12 protein-coding genes are annotated in these 14,123 nt (G+C 67.6%); 7 read left to right on the top strand and 5 right to left on the bottom strand.

The window, feature by feature from the left end:
- Positions 1–2: 2 nt before the first annotated feature.
- The 3 genes from IBL26_RS10965 to murJ all read left to right on the top strand — a co-directional run bounded on the left by IBL26_RS10965 (position 3) and on the right by murJ (position 3,260).
- On the top strand, positions 3–569 hold the full coding sequence (locus IBL26_RS10965; RefSeq protein WP_187784524.1) for a histidine phosphatase family protein: 567 nt from the start codon (positions 3–5) through the stop codon (positions 567–569).
- A gap of 72 nt (positions 570–641) precedes the next feature.
- Positions 642–1,178, top strand: coding sequence for a protein-export chaperone SecB (gene secB / locus IBL26_RS10960; protein ID WP_187784523.1), 537 nt, complete (start codon positions 642–644; stop codon positions 1,176–1,178).
- A gap of 543 nt (positions 1,179–1,721) precedes the next feature.
- On the top strand, positions 1,722–3,260 hold the full coding sequence (gene murJ / locus IBL26_RS10955) for a murein biosynthesis integral membrane protein MurJ (RefSeq protein WP_187784522.1): 1,539 nt from the start codon (positions 1,722–1,724) through the stop codon (positions 3,258–3,260).
- A 594-nt stretch (positions 3,261–3,854) separates the two neighbouring features.
- Here murJ and IBL26_RS10950 read toward each other — a convergent pair.
- The 3 genes from IBL26_RS10950 to IBL26_RS10940 all read right to left on the bottom strand — a co-directional run bounded on the left by IBL26_RS10950 (position 3,855) and on the right by IBL26_RS10940 (position 5,762).
- Entirely contained in the window at positions 3,855–4,592 is a 738-nt protein-coding gene (locus IBL26_RS10950; RefSeq protein WP_187784521.1) for a class I SAM-dependent methyltransferase, read from the bottom strand.
- Between the two features lie 28 nt (positions 4,593–4,620).
- Complete coding sequence (locus tag IBL26_RS10945) at positions 4,621–5,097, bottom strand: MarR family winged helix-turn-helix transcriptional regulator (protein WP_206684192.1); 477 nt, start codon at positions 5,095–5,097, stop codon at positions 4,621–4,623.
- Positions 5,098–5,378: 281 nt separating this feature from the next.
- A complete protein-coding gene (locus IBL26_RS10940; protein ID WP_187784520.1) occupies positions 5,379–5,762 on the bottom strand; it encodes a hypothetical protein in 384 nt (127 codons plus the stop codon).
- Positions 5,763–6,196: 434 nt separating this feature from the next.
- On the opposite strand from IBL26_RS10940, the gene IBL26_RS10935 reads away from it, so the two are divergent.
- The gene (locus IBL26_RS10935; protein WP_187784519.1) at positions 6,197–7,867 is read left to right on the top strand and encodes an MFS transporter; all 1,671 of its coding nucleotides are present in this window, start codon (positions 6,197–6,199) and stop codon (positions 7,865–7,867) included.
- A gap of 584 nt (positions 7,868–8,451) precedes the next feature.
- Here IBL26_RS10935 and hemE read toward each other — a convergent pair.
- The gene (gene hemE / locus IBL26_RS10930) at positions 8,452–9,495 is read right to left on the bottom strand and encodes a uroporphyrinogen decarboxylase (RefSeq protein ID WP_187784518.1); all 1,044 of its coding nucleotides are present in this window, start codon (positions 9,493–9,495) and stop codon (positions 8,452–8,454) included.
- A gap of 317 nt (positions 9,496–9,812) precedes the next feature.
- Between hemE and IBL26_RS10925 the strand changes: the two genes are divergently transcribed.
- On the top strand, positions 9,813–10,679 hold the full coding sequence (locus tag IBL26_RS10925) for a pyruvate, water dikinase regulatory protein (protein ID WP_187784517.1): 867 nt from the start codon (positions 9,813–9,815) through the stop codon (positions 10,677–10,679).
- Positions 10,676–11,302 carry a Maf family protein gene (locus tag IBL26_RS10920; protein WP_187784516.1) on the top strand — a complete coding sequence of 209 codons (627 nt, stop codon included), beginning with the start codon at positions 10,676–10,678 and terminating at the stop codon, positions 11,300–11,302. Before IBL26_RS10925 ends, IBL26_RS10920 begins: the two co-directional genes overlap by 4 nt.
- Before the next feature lie 745 nt (positions 11,303–12,047).
- Here IBL26_RS10920 and gshB read toward each other — a convergent pair.
- Positions 12,048–12,995 (bottom strand): glutathione synthase, encoded by a 948-nt coding sequence (gshB, locus tag IBL26_RS10915; protein ID WP_187784515.1) that lies wholly within the window; start codon positions 12,993–12,995, stop codon positions 12,048–12,050.
- 285 nt (positions 12,996–13,280) lie between these two features.
- On the opposite strand from gshB, the gene IBL26_RS10910 reads away from it, so the two are divergent.
- Positions 13,281–14,117 (top strand): shikimate dehydrogenase, encoded by an 837-nt coding sequence (locus IBL26_RS10910; RefSeq protein WP_187784514.1) that lies wholly within the window; start codon positions 13,281–13,283, stop codon positions 14,115–14,117.
- The last annotated feature ends 6 nt before the right edge of the window (positions 14,118–14,123 follow it).

Below are 14,123 nucleotides of genomic sequence, written 5' to 3'. Positions count from 1 at the left end.
CCATGATCCTGTTGCGGCACGGCCAAAGCGAATTCAACCTGCACTTCACCGCGACGCGCCGGGACCCGGGCATCAAGGACCCGAAGCTGACCGACCTCGGCCACCAGCAGGCCGAAGCCGCGGCGGAAGCCCTGATGGCGGAGACGGGCGGCGAGATCCGCCGCATCGTCGCCAGCCCCTACACCCGCGCCATGCAGACCGCGGCACCCCTGGCCCGCCGGCTGGGCCTGCCCGTGACCATCCAGCCCCTGGTGCGGGAGCGCTACGCCTTCGCCTGCGACATCGGCACCCCCCGCACCACCCTGGCGCTGGAATGGCCGGACCACGACCTGGCGCATATCGACGAGGTCTGGTGGCCCGCCATCGAGGAACCGGCCGAGCAGGTGGAAGCCCGCGCCCGCCTGTTCCGGCAGGAGATGAGCGCGCTGGACGACTGGGCGCATACCGTCGTCGTCTCCCATTGGGGCTTCATCCTCTCCATGACCGGGCAATCGGTCGCCAACGGCCAGTGGCTGCGCTGCGACCCGACGGGGCCGGAGCCCGAGGCCATTTCCTGGAAGCATCCCTGACAGCGGCCCGAGGGCGTGCTACCCCGCGCGCCTGATCCGACCGCATCCCTCATCCGACCCCGCGAGGCCCGCATGTCCGACAACCAGAACCAGCTTCCCAATGGCGTCAACGGCGCTCTCGAAGGCCAGCCGAACCAGGGCCAGCCCGTCGGCCCGCTGCTGATGAACCTGCAATACACCAAGGACCTCTCCTTCGAGGTGCCGGGCGCGCCGGAGATCTTCACCACTCTGCGCGAGCAGCCGCGCATCGACCTGGCGCTGGACGTGCAGGCCCGCCCGCTGCAGGAAGGCGCCAATGTCTACGAGGTGTCGCTGCAGATCCGCGCCGACGCCCAGGCGAACATCAACGGCGCCAGCCAGACCGCCTTCATCGCCGAGCTGGTCTATTGCGGCATCTTCACCCTGAACGTGCAGCCCGACATGGTGGAGCCGCTGCTGCTGGTGGAATGCCCGCGCCTGCTGTTCCCCTTCGCCCGCAACATCCTGGCGGACGTGACGCGCGACGGCGGCTTCCCGCCCGTGCTGCTCTCCCCCATCGACTTCGTGGCCCTGTGGCAGAGCCGCCGCGGCCAGAACTCGGCCGCCGGCGCGCCGGTCGCCAACGCCTGATGTGACGGGGCGGGCTCCAAGGGGGTCGTCAGCCCCCTTGAGCCTGCTGCCTCAGAGCGAAAAGGCCGGGGAAGGCGCTCCCCGAACCCATCTTCTTTTTGCGAGTTTTACCGGACGCCTGATGCGATGGCGGGCTCGAGAGCCGAGGAAGAAGGACTGGGGAAAGAATTCCCCAGGCCCCTTCTTTTCTTTCTGCGCGTTTTGCCTGTGTGGCTTCGGAGGGGTTTGGTCTGGAACACGGCTGGGTGCGCCGGAGGTCCAGGACCTCCGGCGACTGAGGGTTCAGCCCGCGTGGCCCATCGATAAAATCATCAAGCAGCGTCCGCTCTCAGCCCTGCAGCACCACGCCAAACTCGTAAAAAGATAAGAAGGGGTCCGGGGAACTCTTTCCCCGGCCTTCCCCCACTGCTGCCTTGCCAGCACACCAGCCAGGACATCCGACCAAGCGGGGTCCGGGCTGGACTTTCCACCCTGGCGGGGTTCCAAGGGGCAGGGCCCTTCCCGGGCTGACCATCCCGTTAGAAGCAGGACCTCGCCCACCCCATGCTCCGCAATATCCTGACCATCGGTGGCTGGACCTTTGCCAGCCGCATCCTGGGCTTCGCGCGGGACATGCTGATCGCCGCCATGCTGGGTGCGGGGCCGATTGCCGATGCGTTCTTCCTGGCGCTGCGGTTGCCCAACATGTTCCGCCGCCTGTTCGGCGAGGGTGCCTTCAACGCCGCCTTCGTCCCCGCCTTCACGGCTGCGCTGACGCTGGATGGCCCGGCCAAGGCGCGCATGCTGGCCGCGCGCATGTCCACGCTGATGGCGATGTGGCTTTCCCTGCTGGTGGTGCTGGGCATGCTGTTCATGCCGCAGATCATGACCGTGCTGACCCCCGGCCTGGTGGACGAGCCGCTGCGCTTCGACCTGGTGGTGGAGCTGTCGCGCATCACCTTCCCCTATCTGCTGTTCATCTGCCTGACGGCGCTGGTCTCCGGCGTGCTGAACGCGGCGGACAAGTTCGCCCTCGCCGCCGGGGCGCCGCTGCTGTTCAACCTCTGCGCCATCGTCTCGCTCTTCGCGCTGACGCCTTTCGTGGCGACGCCGGCGCACGCGCTGGCCTGGGGCACCATGGTTTCCGGTATCCTGCAGCTCGGCGTGGTGGTGTGGGCCGCCTACAAGGTCGGGCTCGGCTTCCCGCTGGTGTCCTTCCCGCGCATCACCGAGGACGCCAAGCAGGTGCTGCGCCGCATGGTGCCGGGGGTGCTGGGTGCCAGCGTGACGCAGCTGAATCTCGCCATCGACATGTTCATCGCCTCCTGGCTGCCGGCGGGCGCCATCAGCTACCTGAACTACGCGGACCGGCTGGCGCAGCTGCCGCTCGGCGTCGTCGGTGCCGCGATGAGCACGGCGTTGCTGCCGGTGCTCTCCCGCCAGTTGCGCTCGGGCAAGGCGCTCTCCGCCCACCGCAGCATGAACCGCGGGATCGAGTTGTCCCTGGCGCTGACGCTGCCGGCCGCCATCGCCCTGATCGTGACCGCGGAGCCGATCATCGCCGTGCTGTTCCAGCGCGGCGCCTTCACGGCGGAGAAGGTGGCGCAGACCGCGCCGGCCCTGGCCGCCTACGCCGCCGGGCTACCGGCCTTCGTGCTGATCAAGTCGCTGGCCCCCGGCTTCTTCGCCCGTGGCGATACGGCGACGCCGGTGAAGATCGGCATCATCACCGTGGCGTTCAATCTGTGCCTCAACCTGTTGCTGACGCCGCATCTGCAGCATGTCGGCATCGCGCTGGCCACCTCGCTCTCCTCCTGGGCCAATGCGGGCATGCTGGCCTTCATGCTGGCCCGCCGCGGGCAGTGGGTGGCGGACCGCCAACTGCGCCGCAACGCCTGGCGCCTGCTGGGGGCTGCCGTGGCCATGGGCGCCATCCTGTGGGGCCTGGCGGCCGTCATCTTCCCCGCCACGGGCCTGTGGCGCTTCCTGGGCCTTGGCGGGCTGGTTGGGCTAGGGCTGGTCAGCTACTTCGGCGCCACCATGGCCCTGGGTGCCTTCGACCTGCGGGAGTTCCTGCGCCGCCGTCGCCGCCGGGCGGCCTGAAACCGGCTTCAAGACCGGGGGAAGGAATTCCCCCGGACCCCCATCTTTTTTCTTCGAGTTTTCGGGTGGGCCTTTGGCGCTGTTTCGCGGGATGGGCCACTGACGGAGGCTCTACGACCGATCGACATTCGGGTGAGAAGATCAGGGGGAGGAATTTCCCTGAAACCTTATCTTTTCCTGTCAGTTGGCATGCGGCTTTGGGTCGGCAGGCGTGGCCGTGAGAAAGGTCACGGGCCACTGGGCTCAACCATCAGCCTCCGGCGTCACCCCACCATTGGTCTGGAAAGGCCGACGCCGCATCGGCCAGACCGAAAGACTCGCAGAAGACAGATGGGGTCCGGGGAATTCCTTCCCCGGCCTTTCCTGTCCAAGACCGAATATCGATCCGGCTTGGTTCACACCGACGCCGATGGGCGCCTACGCGCATCTGGTGATGAGATTGACGGGCTACGCCAAGTGGGACCCGCAGCTCCGCCTGGAACACCGGCTCACACATGGCTCGGTCACAGCACCGCAGCCCGAAGGCCGCAAAAACCAAAACCGTAAAAATGGAAGGGGGCCTGGGGGGAAAGCCTTCCCCCAGTCTTCAACGCTTCAGAACTTCCAGCCGCTATGGATCGCCACGATCCCGCCGGAGAGGTTCTGCCACTTCACCCGCTCGAACCCGGCGCGTTCCATCATGCCGGCCAGGGTTGGCTGGTCGGGGAACATGCGGATGCTCTCGGCCAGGTACTGGTAGCTGTCGGCATCCTGGGCGATGCGGCCGCCGATGGCCGGTAGCACCTTGAAGGACCATGTATCGTAGAGCGGCTTGAGCGCCTCAATCTCCAGGTTGGAGAATTCCAGCACGCACATGCGGCCGCCCGGGCGCAGCACGCGGAAGCCCTCCCGCAGCACCGCGTCCTTGTCCGTGCAGTTGCGCAGGCCGAAGGCCATCGAGACCCGCTCGACACTGCCGGAGGGCAGCGGGATCTTCTCGGCGTCGCAGCAGATGAATTCCAGCCCCTCGGCCAGGCCCTTCTTCAGCGCGCGGCCCTGGCCCACGGTCAGCATGGCGGCGTTGATATCGGCCAGGATGACCTTTCCGGCGCCGCGCTTCTTGGCCAGGAAGGCCACATCCCCGGTGCCGGCGGCCAGGTCCAGCAGCGTGTCCGACGCCCCGGCGCCGATGGCGGCGACGAAGGCGTGCTTCCAGGCGCGGTGCAGGCCGAGCGACATCAGGTCGTTCATGACGTCGTATTTGGGCGCGACGCTGTCGAACACCTCCCGCACCATCGAGGCCTTGCTCTCGCGGTCAACGGTGCGGAAGCCGAAATCCGTGGTCTGGGTCATGGGGGTCTCTTTACGCGCAAACGCTCCGTCAGCCCAGCAGGCGCCGCAGCAGACGGATCAGGGCCTTGCGTTCCTCGCCGGTCAGCGGGGCCAGCAGGCGGTCATTGGCCGTGGCGCCCTGGCGCACCGCATCCTCCAGCGCCGCTTCACCGGCCTCGGAGAGGGAGAGCACCAGGGTCCGGCGGTCCAGCGGGTCCCGGCCCACAGCCACCAGCCCACGGTCCCGCAGGCGGGCGACGACGCCCTGGATGGTCGCGGGGTCCAGCGCCACGGCCCGGCCCAACGCGTTCTGCGTCGCCCGGCCGAGCTCCGCCAGCTTGACCAGCGTGGCGAACTGGGTGGAGGTCAGGCCGCCCGCGGTGCCGCGGTCCTGGAACAGCGCGGCGTGGCGCTGGTGCGCCCGGCGCAGCAGATGGCCGACCGATTCGTCCAGTCGGTAGGACGGCAGGGGCGCGCGCTCCGGCTCGATGGCATCCGGCATCATCGTGAGCAGCGCCTGACTCATGCCCCCAGCCTCTCCGCAGTTCGGTTCCACCTTCCGCAACTGGGGGGGTCGCGTCAACCAGCCAGGGCCTGGCTCCGCCGCCGGCGTGGCCGGATTTGGAAGCAGCTTCAGGCCGGCGGCGATGACAGGTTTTTTCGCGTAACCCATGGCGGAAACGGGTGTGAGCCTCTGTGTCGATGGATGCCAGGAAGGGCAGGTCAGCAGAAGCACCATGTCCGGCGCAGGGATGGGGCCCTGCTGTGTCGTCCAGGCCGGCCGGTCGCCCGGTCAGCCCGGCACAGTTAGCCCGGCAGGAAGCGGAAGCCGAACATCGCGAGCGTCAGCCCACCGAGGCCGAGCGCGACCATGCCGGCGCGGTCCGCGTGCCACATCAACCGCTCAGCCAGGATCGCCGCCATTTTCCGCTGGCCCTCCGGGCCACGCAACTTGCGGGCATTCTCCCCGGCCAGCACGGGCCAGAGCCGCGTGCCGCGCAGGTCCATACGCGGTACCCGCAGCGCCGCCGCCCACAGGCCGAGCCACAACGCCGCCGTCATCAGCGCACCACTTTGCATCGCCAGCAGCGGGCGCCCGGCGAGCATCAGCATCACCAGGGCAATGCTGAAGGCGGCGCAGCCCATGGCGCGCCGGATGGTGTGGTCGGCAAGACTGCGGAGCGTGTCCATGGAGGCCCCCATACCCGGCGATGCTGCCGCTGGAACGGACAGGATGCCAGTCCTTTCCATCCCTCGGCCTCGCCAGGCTTCAGGATAATCATATGGGCCAACTTGCGCGGAGGAGAAGCGTTGCCGGTGACTTGCGTGCAAATCCGTCTTTCCCAGATGAATCGCCCGGAGATCGACATCACAAGTTTGTGATATTTCGTTCCGCGTTGCATCAATGATTCCGCCCGGCCCACAGGCAGCGTCACACTCCGCTCAAGGCCCGGCTCGTCTCGTCATCGGACAAGTTCCACTGGCACCGGCCAGGGCCCCGACCCGCCGCAGACGCGGGCGCGCTGACAAAGACCGTCAACACGATCCCGGGCACAGATACCGGGACAGGGCAGGGACTCGTTCGACCAATGCCATCCGCAACCGCCGCGGCCGCAACCCGGCCCATGACGCGCGAGGAGAGGAAGGTCATCATCGCCTCCTCCCTCGGCACTGTCTTCGAGTGGTACGATTTCTACCTCTACGGCTCACTGGCCGTGATCATCGGGGCCAAGTTCTTCAGCCAGTTCCCCGAGGGCACCCGCAACATCTTCGCCCTGCTGGCCTTCGCGGCGGGCTTCCTGGTGCGGCCCTTCGGCGCGCTGGTGTTCGGCCGGCTGGGGGACCTGGTGGGGCGTAAGTACACCTTCCTGATCACCATCCTGATCATGGGTGCCTCCACCTTTATCGTCGGCATCCTGCCGACCTCGGACCAGATCGGCATCTCCGCCGCCATCATCCTGATCGTCCTGCGCTGCCTCCAGGGCCTGGCGCTGGGCGGCGAGTATGGCGGCGCCGCGACCTATGTGGCCGAGCACGCACCCAATGGCCGCCGCGGCTTCTATACCAGTTTCATCCAGGTCACCGCCACGGGTGGCCTGTTCCTCTCGCTGCTGGTGATCCTGTTCACCCGCTCCGCGCTCGGTGAGGCGGCGTTCCTGGACTGGGGTTGGCGTATCCCGTTCCTGGTCTCGATCCTGCTGCTTGGCATCTCGGTCTGGATCCGGCTGCAGCTGAACGAAAGCCCTGCCTTCAAGAAAATGAAGGAGGAAGGCACCGGCTCCAAGGCCCCGCTGACGGAGGCCTTCGGCCAGTGGAAGAACGCCAAGGTGGCCATCATCGCCCTGTTCGGCCTCGTCGCCGGCCAGGCGGTGGTCTGGTACACGGGGCAGTTCTACGCGCTGTTCTTCATCAACACGATCCTCAAGGTGGATGGCTACACCTCCAACCTGCTGATCGCCTGGGGCCTGCTGCTCGGCTCCGGCGGCTTCGTGCTGTTCGGCTGGCTGTCGGACAAGATCGGCCGCAAGCCCATCATCCTCGGTGGCTGCCTGCTGGCGGCGCTGACCTACTTCCCGCTGTTCAAGCTGCTCAGCGCCGAGGCCAACCCGGCCCTGCATGCCGCACACCGGGACATCACGGTGGTCGTCGCGGCGGACCCGGCCGACTGCTCCTTCCAGTTCAACCCGGTCGGTACCGCCCGCTTCACCAATAGCTGCGACATCGCCAAATCCGCGCTGGCGCGCCTCTCGGTGAACTACACGGTCGAGAACGCGCCCGCCGGCAGCGTCGCCACGGTGCGGATCGGCCAGACCGCCATCCCGGCCAATACGCCCAACTTCGTCCAGGCCCTGGGCACAGCCGTCACCGCCGCCGGTTACCCGCCGGCCTCCAACCCGTCCGTCGTGAAGATGGCGCACCCGTTCGACCTGTTCCGGGAACAGGTCATCGTCTCCATCTTCGTGCTGACGATCCTGGTGATCTTCGTCACCATGGTCTACGGCCCGATCGCGGCGGCGCTGGTGGAATTGTTCCCCACCCGCATCCGCTACACCTCCATGTCGCTGCCCTACCATATCGGCAACGGCTGGTTCGGCGGGCTGCTGCCAGCCACCTCCTTCGCCATGATCGCACAGACCGGCGACGTCTATTACGGGCTCTGGTACCCCGTGGTCATTGCGCTGGCGACCGTGGTGATCGGCGTCTTCTTCGTGCCGGAAACCAAGGACCGCGACATCTTCTCGGATGAATTCAACGCGGTCGCGCCACCCGACGCCACCACGGCGCGGGTTCGCTAAGGAGCGTCGCGCTGCCAGGGGGCACTGCCCCCTGGACCCCCGCCGGGGTGGAAAGTCCACCCCGGACCCCGCTGCCAGTTTTTCCGGGGCTTGTTGCCCTGGTGCGGCGCTGGGCCAAGAGCGCGTTCAAAGAATTCTATGAAACGACGCGCGCTGCGGCCCCGGGGCTTCTTCAGCAGTCTGCTGGTGGGATGGTAGAAATCTTGTGCCAGCACGCAGGCGCTGCAAAACGCAGGCCAAGCTGCCGACTTGGAAAGGACCAGCGCGCCCGACCAAACAGGATTTTAAAACAGTCTCTTAGACGTTGTTTCAGAAGTCTGCTGGCTGAGGGCGCTGCTGGAATGTTTCGTGCCAGCACTGAGGTCATGCAGGGATAATGGGCCAAGCCACCGATAAAGCTGGCGCGAAGAAGCCCGCTTTGACCGACCCGGAAGGCTCTTAAAACAGCTTCTAAGTCGCCAGGGTCACCAACCCCTCAACGAACCGGCACCTGAGAAAACTGACGGCGGGGTCTGGGGTGGCCCTGCCACCCTAGCGGGGTCCAGGGGCAGCGCCCCTGGTGGCCCGGCCCCAGCCGCCCTGCCTCACCCCATCCGCAAGAGGCGCGCCAGGGCCGCCACATGTTCCGGCGGCGTCGGCGGCACGATGCCGTGGCCCAGGTTGAACACGAAGGGCCGGCCGCGCATCGCTGCCAGGATGGAGCGCGCTTCCGCTTCCATTGCCGCGCCGCCCGCCACCAGCACCTGCGGGTCCATGTTGCCTTGCAGGCCGAATTCCGCCGGCACGTTGGCGGCGGCCCAGCGCGGGTCCATGCCGGTATCCATCGCCACGGTACTGACGCCGGTGCGCAGCGCGTATTCCGGCAGCAACGGCCCCGCCAGGCGCGGGAAGCCGATCAGCGGGATATCCGGCAGCACCTTGCGGATGCCTCGGACGATGGCGGCGGAGGGCTCGATGCTCCAGCGGCGGAACTGGCCGGGGGGCAGCAGGCCGGCCCAGCTGTCGAACAGCATCAGGGCCTCGGCGCCCGCCGCGGCCTGGGCCAGCAGGTATTCGACGGTGGTGTCCACCAGCAGCCGGATCAGCCGGCCGAACAGCGCCGGGTCGGAATAGGCCAGGCGGCGGGCGGTCATGAACTCGCCACCCCCCCGGCCTTCCACCATGTAGCAGGCGACGGTGAACGGGCTGCCGGCGAAGCCGATCAGCGCGGTCTTCGGTGCTTCCTGCTCCAGCCCCGCCTTCACCCGGGCGACGGTTTCCATGATGGGGGCGATGCGCGCGCCCATGCCGGCGGGGTCCAGCCGCGCCAGGCCTTCGGCGTCGCGGATGGGGTCCAACAGCGGGCCTTCCCCCTCTGCATAGCGTAGCCCCTGCCCCATGGCCCAGGGCAGCATCAGGATGTCGCTGAACAGGATGGCGCCATCCATCCCGTAGCGGCGCAGCGGTTGCAGCGTCACCTCGGCCGCCAGCTCGGGCGTGGTGCAGAGGGCGATGAAATCGCCCGCCTGGGCACGCAGCAGGCGGTACTCGGGCAGGTAGCGGCCTGCCTGGCGCATCAGCCAGAAGGGCGGGGGCCAGACGGCCTCCCCGGTCAGGGCACGCAGGAGGGGCTTTTGCACAGGGTCCATGGGCCCTCTTTCATAGAAAAAGAGTCTTTAAGAAAAGTGGGGGGGTAGATAGACCCTGTGGATAAGGGGGACGCAATCGGCGGCGCATTTCATCCACAGTCTCCTCCACAGGCGAGGCTCACTAGAAAACCCAGCTTTTCCGCGGGGTTGCGCCGGTTATGGGAGATTCGAACCGACCGTTCCCAACAAAAACCCCCAGGGGGAGCAGAATGTGCTTTCCATCCCCGACTCACCCAGGGACCCCCTCATAGGCCAGAAGTTGTCCACGACTCCCACCCCCGTCCCCATGATTCCCACACCTGCCTGACCGGAAGCCGATGCCGAACCGCTCGTTCAACCTGCACCTCGTTTCCGACAGCACCGGAGAGACGCTGAACTCCATGGCGCGCGCCGTGTTGGCGCGGTTCCCGGACCCGCATGTGCTGTACCATCGCTGGTCCCTCGTCCGGTCCCGCTTCCAGCTGGAACAGGTGCTGGAGGGGATCAAGGCGGAGCCCGGGCCGGTGATGTTCACCCTGGTCGACCGCTCGCTCCGCCACTCGCTGGAGGAGGTCTGCAAGCAGATGGGCGTCACCTGCCTGTCGGTGCTGGACCCGGTGATCGACCTGCTGCAGGCCGAGATCGGCGAGCAGGCGCGGGAGAAGCGCGCCGCCCAGCACGTGATGGACGCCGATTATTTCCGCCGGATCGACGCCATGCACTACGTGCTGGCGCATGACGACGGCCAGGGCGTGGCCGGGATCGAGGAAGCCGATTGCGTGCTCGTCGGTGTCTCCCGCAGCAGCAAGACACCGACCTGCTTCTACCTGGCCAATCGCGGCGTCAAAGCCGCTAATGTGCCGATTGTCCCGACCTCCCCCCTGCCGCCGGAGCTGGACGACAGCCCCTGCCCGGTGATCGGCCTGACCATCGACGTGGGGGCGTTGATTGAGATCCGCCGGCACCGGCTGAAGATCATCGGCGCCGGGGGCGTGCGGCAGGACACCAACGACTATATCGACCACGAGGCGGTGAAGGCCGAGATCCTGGCTGCCCGGCGGCTGTGCACCAGCCACGGTTGGCCGGTGATCGACGTCACCCGCCGCTCGATAGAGGAAACCGCCGCCACGGTGCTGCAGCTGATGGAGGCCTGGCATGCCCGCCGCGGCGCCGGCGGCCCGCCCGTTGGGGGGATCGGCGCATGATGTTGGCGCCGGGCGCACCGCCGCTGGTGCTCGCCTCCTCCTCCGCCACCCGCGCCACGCTGCTGCGCGCCGCCGGCCTGCCCTTCGAGGCCCGGGCGGCGGCGGTGGACGAAGCCAGCCTGAAGGAATCCGCCCAGGCCGAGCAGATGCCGCCGGCCGAGGCCGCCGTGATGCTGGCCGACGCCAAGGCCCAGCGCATCGCCCGCCGCCTGCTGGCGGAGCAGCCGGAGGCCCTGGTGATTGGCGCGGACTCCCTGGTGGTGTGCGAAGGCCGGTGGTTCGACAAGCCGGAAGGCCTGGCCGGTGCCCGCGCCCAGCTGCAGGCCCTGCGCGGCCGGACGCATGAGCTGATCTCCGCCGTGGTCTGCTGGCGCCACGGCAGCCGTATCTGGCACCACGCGGCGGTCTGCCACCTTTCGATGCGCGAGTTTTCCGACGAGTTCCTCGACGCCTACCTGGCGGAAGAAGGCGACGCCATCACCCACTCGGTCGGCGCCTACCGGCTGGAAGGGCTGGGGATGCACCTGTTCCGCAAGGTGGAAGGCGAGCACGCCGCCATCCTGGGGCTGCCGATGCTGCCCCTGCTGGATTTCCTGCGGCAACACGGGGCGGTGCTGCGCTGATTCGCTGGGCGCGCATCCGCCAGGGGCGCTGCCCCTGGACCCCCCAGGGTGGCAGTGCCACCCCAGACCCCGCCGTCAGTTTTCAGAAGGCCGGTGATTGTTGGTAGGCTGCTGCTTCAGCCTGCGCGGCTTCCTTGCGCAGGCGTCAGAGAGGGGCCGTGGAAGCTGTCAGTGACAGGAGTTCCAAATCGGCCGCTGCCAGGGGCTCTGCCCCTGGACCCCGCTGGGGTGGCAGTGCCACCCCAGACCCCGACATCAGTTTCAGACAAGCGCGTCCGCAAAGAACCGGGATTTCTTGGCGAGTGACGCTGTAGCCTGCGCAGCTTTTAGGAATACTTTGAACCCGCTTGCGGCCAGCACAACGCTTAGAGGCTGTTATGGACCTGCCGCTAGAAGCTTGATTTTGCAGGCTTTCCGCGCCGAGCCCTTATATAGAAAGTCAAGCAATTTCAGCTGTTTATGGGTGGTCCATAACAGCCTCTAGGCCTCAAGGTATAGGAACACGGAAAGCGGGATCATAGCGTGTGCTCCGGCGCCTGCCACAGCCACCGCTCACTGCACCTGGGTCCCGCGTCCTGCCCAGGGCCGCCGCCCTTTAGCCACCGAGGTAGCGTCTCTGCGGCCTTCTGAATGCGCTACCGCGCCATCGCCAAGTTCGGGGGAAAACTGACAGCGGGGTCCGGGGTGGACCTTCCACCCCGGCGGGGGTCTAGGGGCAGCGCCCCCAGCCTACCACCCCTGCCAATCAGGCCCGCTTCGCCTCGATCGCATCCCAGATCGCCTTCTCCAGCTGCACGCCATCGAAGCGGGCGATTTCCTGGAGGCCGGTGGGCGAGGTCACGTTGATTTCCGTCAGGTAGTCCCCGATCACGTCGATACCGACGAAGATCAGCCCGCGCTTCTTCAGTTCCGGCCCGATGCGGGCGCAGATTTCCTTGTCGCGCTCGGTCAGGGCGATCTGTTCCGGGCGGCCGCCGACATGCATGTTGCTGCGGCTCTCGCCGGCGGCGGGCACGCGGTTGATGGCGCCCATCGGCACGCCGTCCACCAGGATGATGCGCTTGTCGCCTTCCCGCACCGCAGGGACGTATTTCTGGATCATCAGCGGCTCGCGCGATTTCTCCGCGTAGAGTTCCAGCAGGGAGTTGAGGTTGCTGTCCTCGGGCCGCAGGTGGAACACGCCGGCACCGCCGTTGCCGAACAGCGGCTTGACGATGATGTCGCCATGCTTCTCCCGGAACTTGCGCACTTCCAGCGGGTCGTGGGTGATGATGGTGTCCGGCATCAGGTCCGGGAACTGCATCACGAACAGCTTTTCCGGGGCGTTGCGCACGCTGGCCGGGTCGTTCACCACCAGGGTCTTGGGGTGGATCATCTCCAGGATATGGGTGGCCGTGATGTAGGCCATGTCGAAGGGCGGGTCCTGGCGCATCAGCACCACGTCCATGGTGGAGAGGTCCACTTCCCGTGCTTCGCCCAGGGTGAAGTGGTTGCCCTTCTCCCGGCGGACTTCCACGGGCTGCATCCGGGCCAGGACCTTGCCGTTGGCCAGGGTCAGGTCCTTGACGTGGTAGTGCCAGAGGGTGTGGCCACGGGACTGCGCTTCCAGCATGAGAACAAACGTGCTGTCGCCGTCGATATTGATGCTCTGGATCGGGTCCATCTGGACCGCGACCTGCAAGGCACGCGTCATGGGTGGTCCTCGTGAGTTCTTCGTCGGGTGAAGTGGTGGCATCGCGGGCGGCGGATTGCCAGGGGCGCATTCCGGCCGGCGGGTGAAAATGCCCGGCGGGCCCGGCGCGTTGCCGGTTGACCCGGACGGCCCGGCAGCCGAATGGATGGGGTCATGACGACCGATCCGAACCCTGGGCTTCCTGGTCCGGCGCCTGCTGCTTCGGCCCTGGCGGAAGGCGGCGCGGCCGCTCGGTGCCAGCGAGCGGGTGATGCCGCGCCTGCCAGCCCGATACCGGTGGGCGCGATGCTGACCGGCAAGGCCCGGCTGGCCGGGGTGCTGGGCTGGCCCGTGGCCCATTCACGCTCCCCCCGCCTGCATGGCTTCTGGCTGCGCCGGCATGGCATCGATGGCGCCTACCTGCCGCTGCCCGTGGCGCCGGAGGATTTTGCCGGCGCGGTGCGCGCCCTGGTGGCGCTGGGCTTCCGCGGTGTCAATGTCACTATCCCGCACAAGGAAGCCGCCTTCGCGCTGTGCGACGAGGTGGATGACATCGCCCGCCGCATGGGCGCGGCCAATACGCTGGTGTTCCGGGACGGGCGCATCCACGGTTCCAACACCGATGGCTTCGGCTTCACGGAAAGCCTGGCGGAACAGGCACCCGGCTGGCGGGCGGCCGATGGCCCGGCGGTGCTGCTGGGCGCTGGCGGCGCGGCGCGGGCCATTGCCGTGGCGCTGCTGCAGGCCGGCTGCCCGAAGCTGACCATCGTCAACCGCGGCCTGGCGCGGGCGGAGGAACTGGCCGCCGGGCTGGATGGCCCGGTCGAGGTCTCCGCCACCCCGCCGCTGGCGGATGCGATGCTGCTGGTGAACAGCACCAGCCTGGGCATGGAAGGCCAGCCGCCGCTGGAGATCGACCTCGCCCCCATGCCAGCGGGTGCCGTGGTGGCGGATGCCGTCTACGTACCGCTGGAGACGCCGCTGCTGGCGGCGGCGCGGGCACGCGGGCTGCGCGGTGTGGACGGGCTGGGCATGCTGCTGCACCAGGCGCGCCCGGGCTTCGCCGAGTGGTTCGGCGTGATGCCGGTGGTGGACGCCGAGTTGCGGCATTTCGTCGCCGCCGACATTCCCCGGGGCCGGTAGCACCCG

The organism is Teichococcus aerophilus, from assembly GCF_014490485.1.
GTDB classification, from domain to species: Bacteria; Pseudomonadota; Alphaproteobacteria; order Acetobacterales; family Acetobacteraceae; genus Pseudoroseomonas; species Pseudoroseomonas aerophila.
This window is presented reverse-complemented; position numbering and strand designations above follow the sequence as displayed.

Bases quoted from the DNA above. Each gene is read 5' to 3' on its own strand.
- IBL26_RS10965 (WP_187784524.1), top strand. From the start codon at position 3: ATGATCCTGTTGCGGCACGGCCAAAGCGAATTCAACCTGCACTTCACC.
- secB (WP_187784523.1), top strand. From the start codon at position 642: ATGTCCGACAACCAGAACCAGCTTCCCAATGGCGTCAACGGCGCTCTC.
- murJ (WP_187784522.1), top strand. From the start codon at position 1,722: ATGCTCCGCAATATCCTGACCATCGGTGGCTGGACCTTTGCCAGCCGC.
- IBL26_RS10950 (WP_187784521.1), bottom strand. From the start codon at position 4,592: ATGACCCAGACCACGGATTTCGGCTTCCGCACCGTTGACCGCGAGAGC.
- IBL26_RS10945 (WP_206684192.1), bottom strand. From the start codon at position 5,097: ATGAGTCAGGCGCTGCTCACGATGATGCCGGATGCCATCGAGCCGGAG.
- IBL26_RS10940 (WP_187784520.1), bottom strand. From the start codon at position 5,762: ATGGACACGCTCCGCAGTCTTGCCGACCACACCATCCGGCGCGCCATG.
- IBL26_RS10935 (WP_187784519.1), top strand. From the start codon at position 6,197: ATGACGCGCGAGGAGAGGAAGGTCATCATCGCCTCCTCCCTCGGCACT.
- hemE (WP_187784518.1), bottom strand. From the start codon at position 9,495: ATGGACCCTGTGCAAAAGCCCCTCCTGCGTGCCCTGACCGGGGAGGCC.
- IBL26_RS10925 (WP_187784517.1), top strand. From the start codon at position 9,813: ATGCCGAACCGCTCGTTCAACCTGCACCTCGTTTCCGACAGCACCGGA.
- IBL26_RS10920 (WP_187784516.1), top strand. From the start codon at position 10,676: ATGATGTTGGCGCCGGGCGCACCGCCGCTGGTGCTCGCCTCCTCCTCC.
- gshB (WP_187784515.1), bottom strand. From the start codon at position 12,995: ATGACGCGTGCCTTGCAGGTCGCGGTCCAGATGGACCCGATCCAGAGC.
- IBL26_RS10910 (WP_187784514.1), top strand. From the start codon at position 13,281: ATGCTGACCGGCAAGGCCCGGCTGGCCGGGGTGCTGGGCTGGCCCGTG.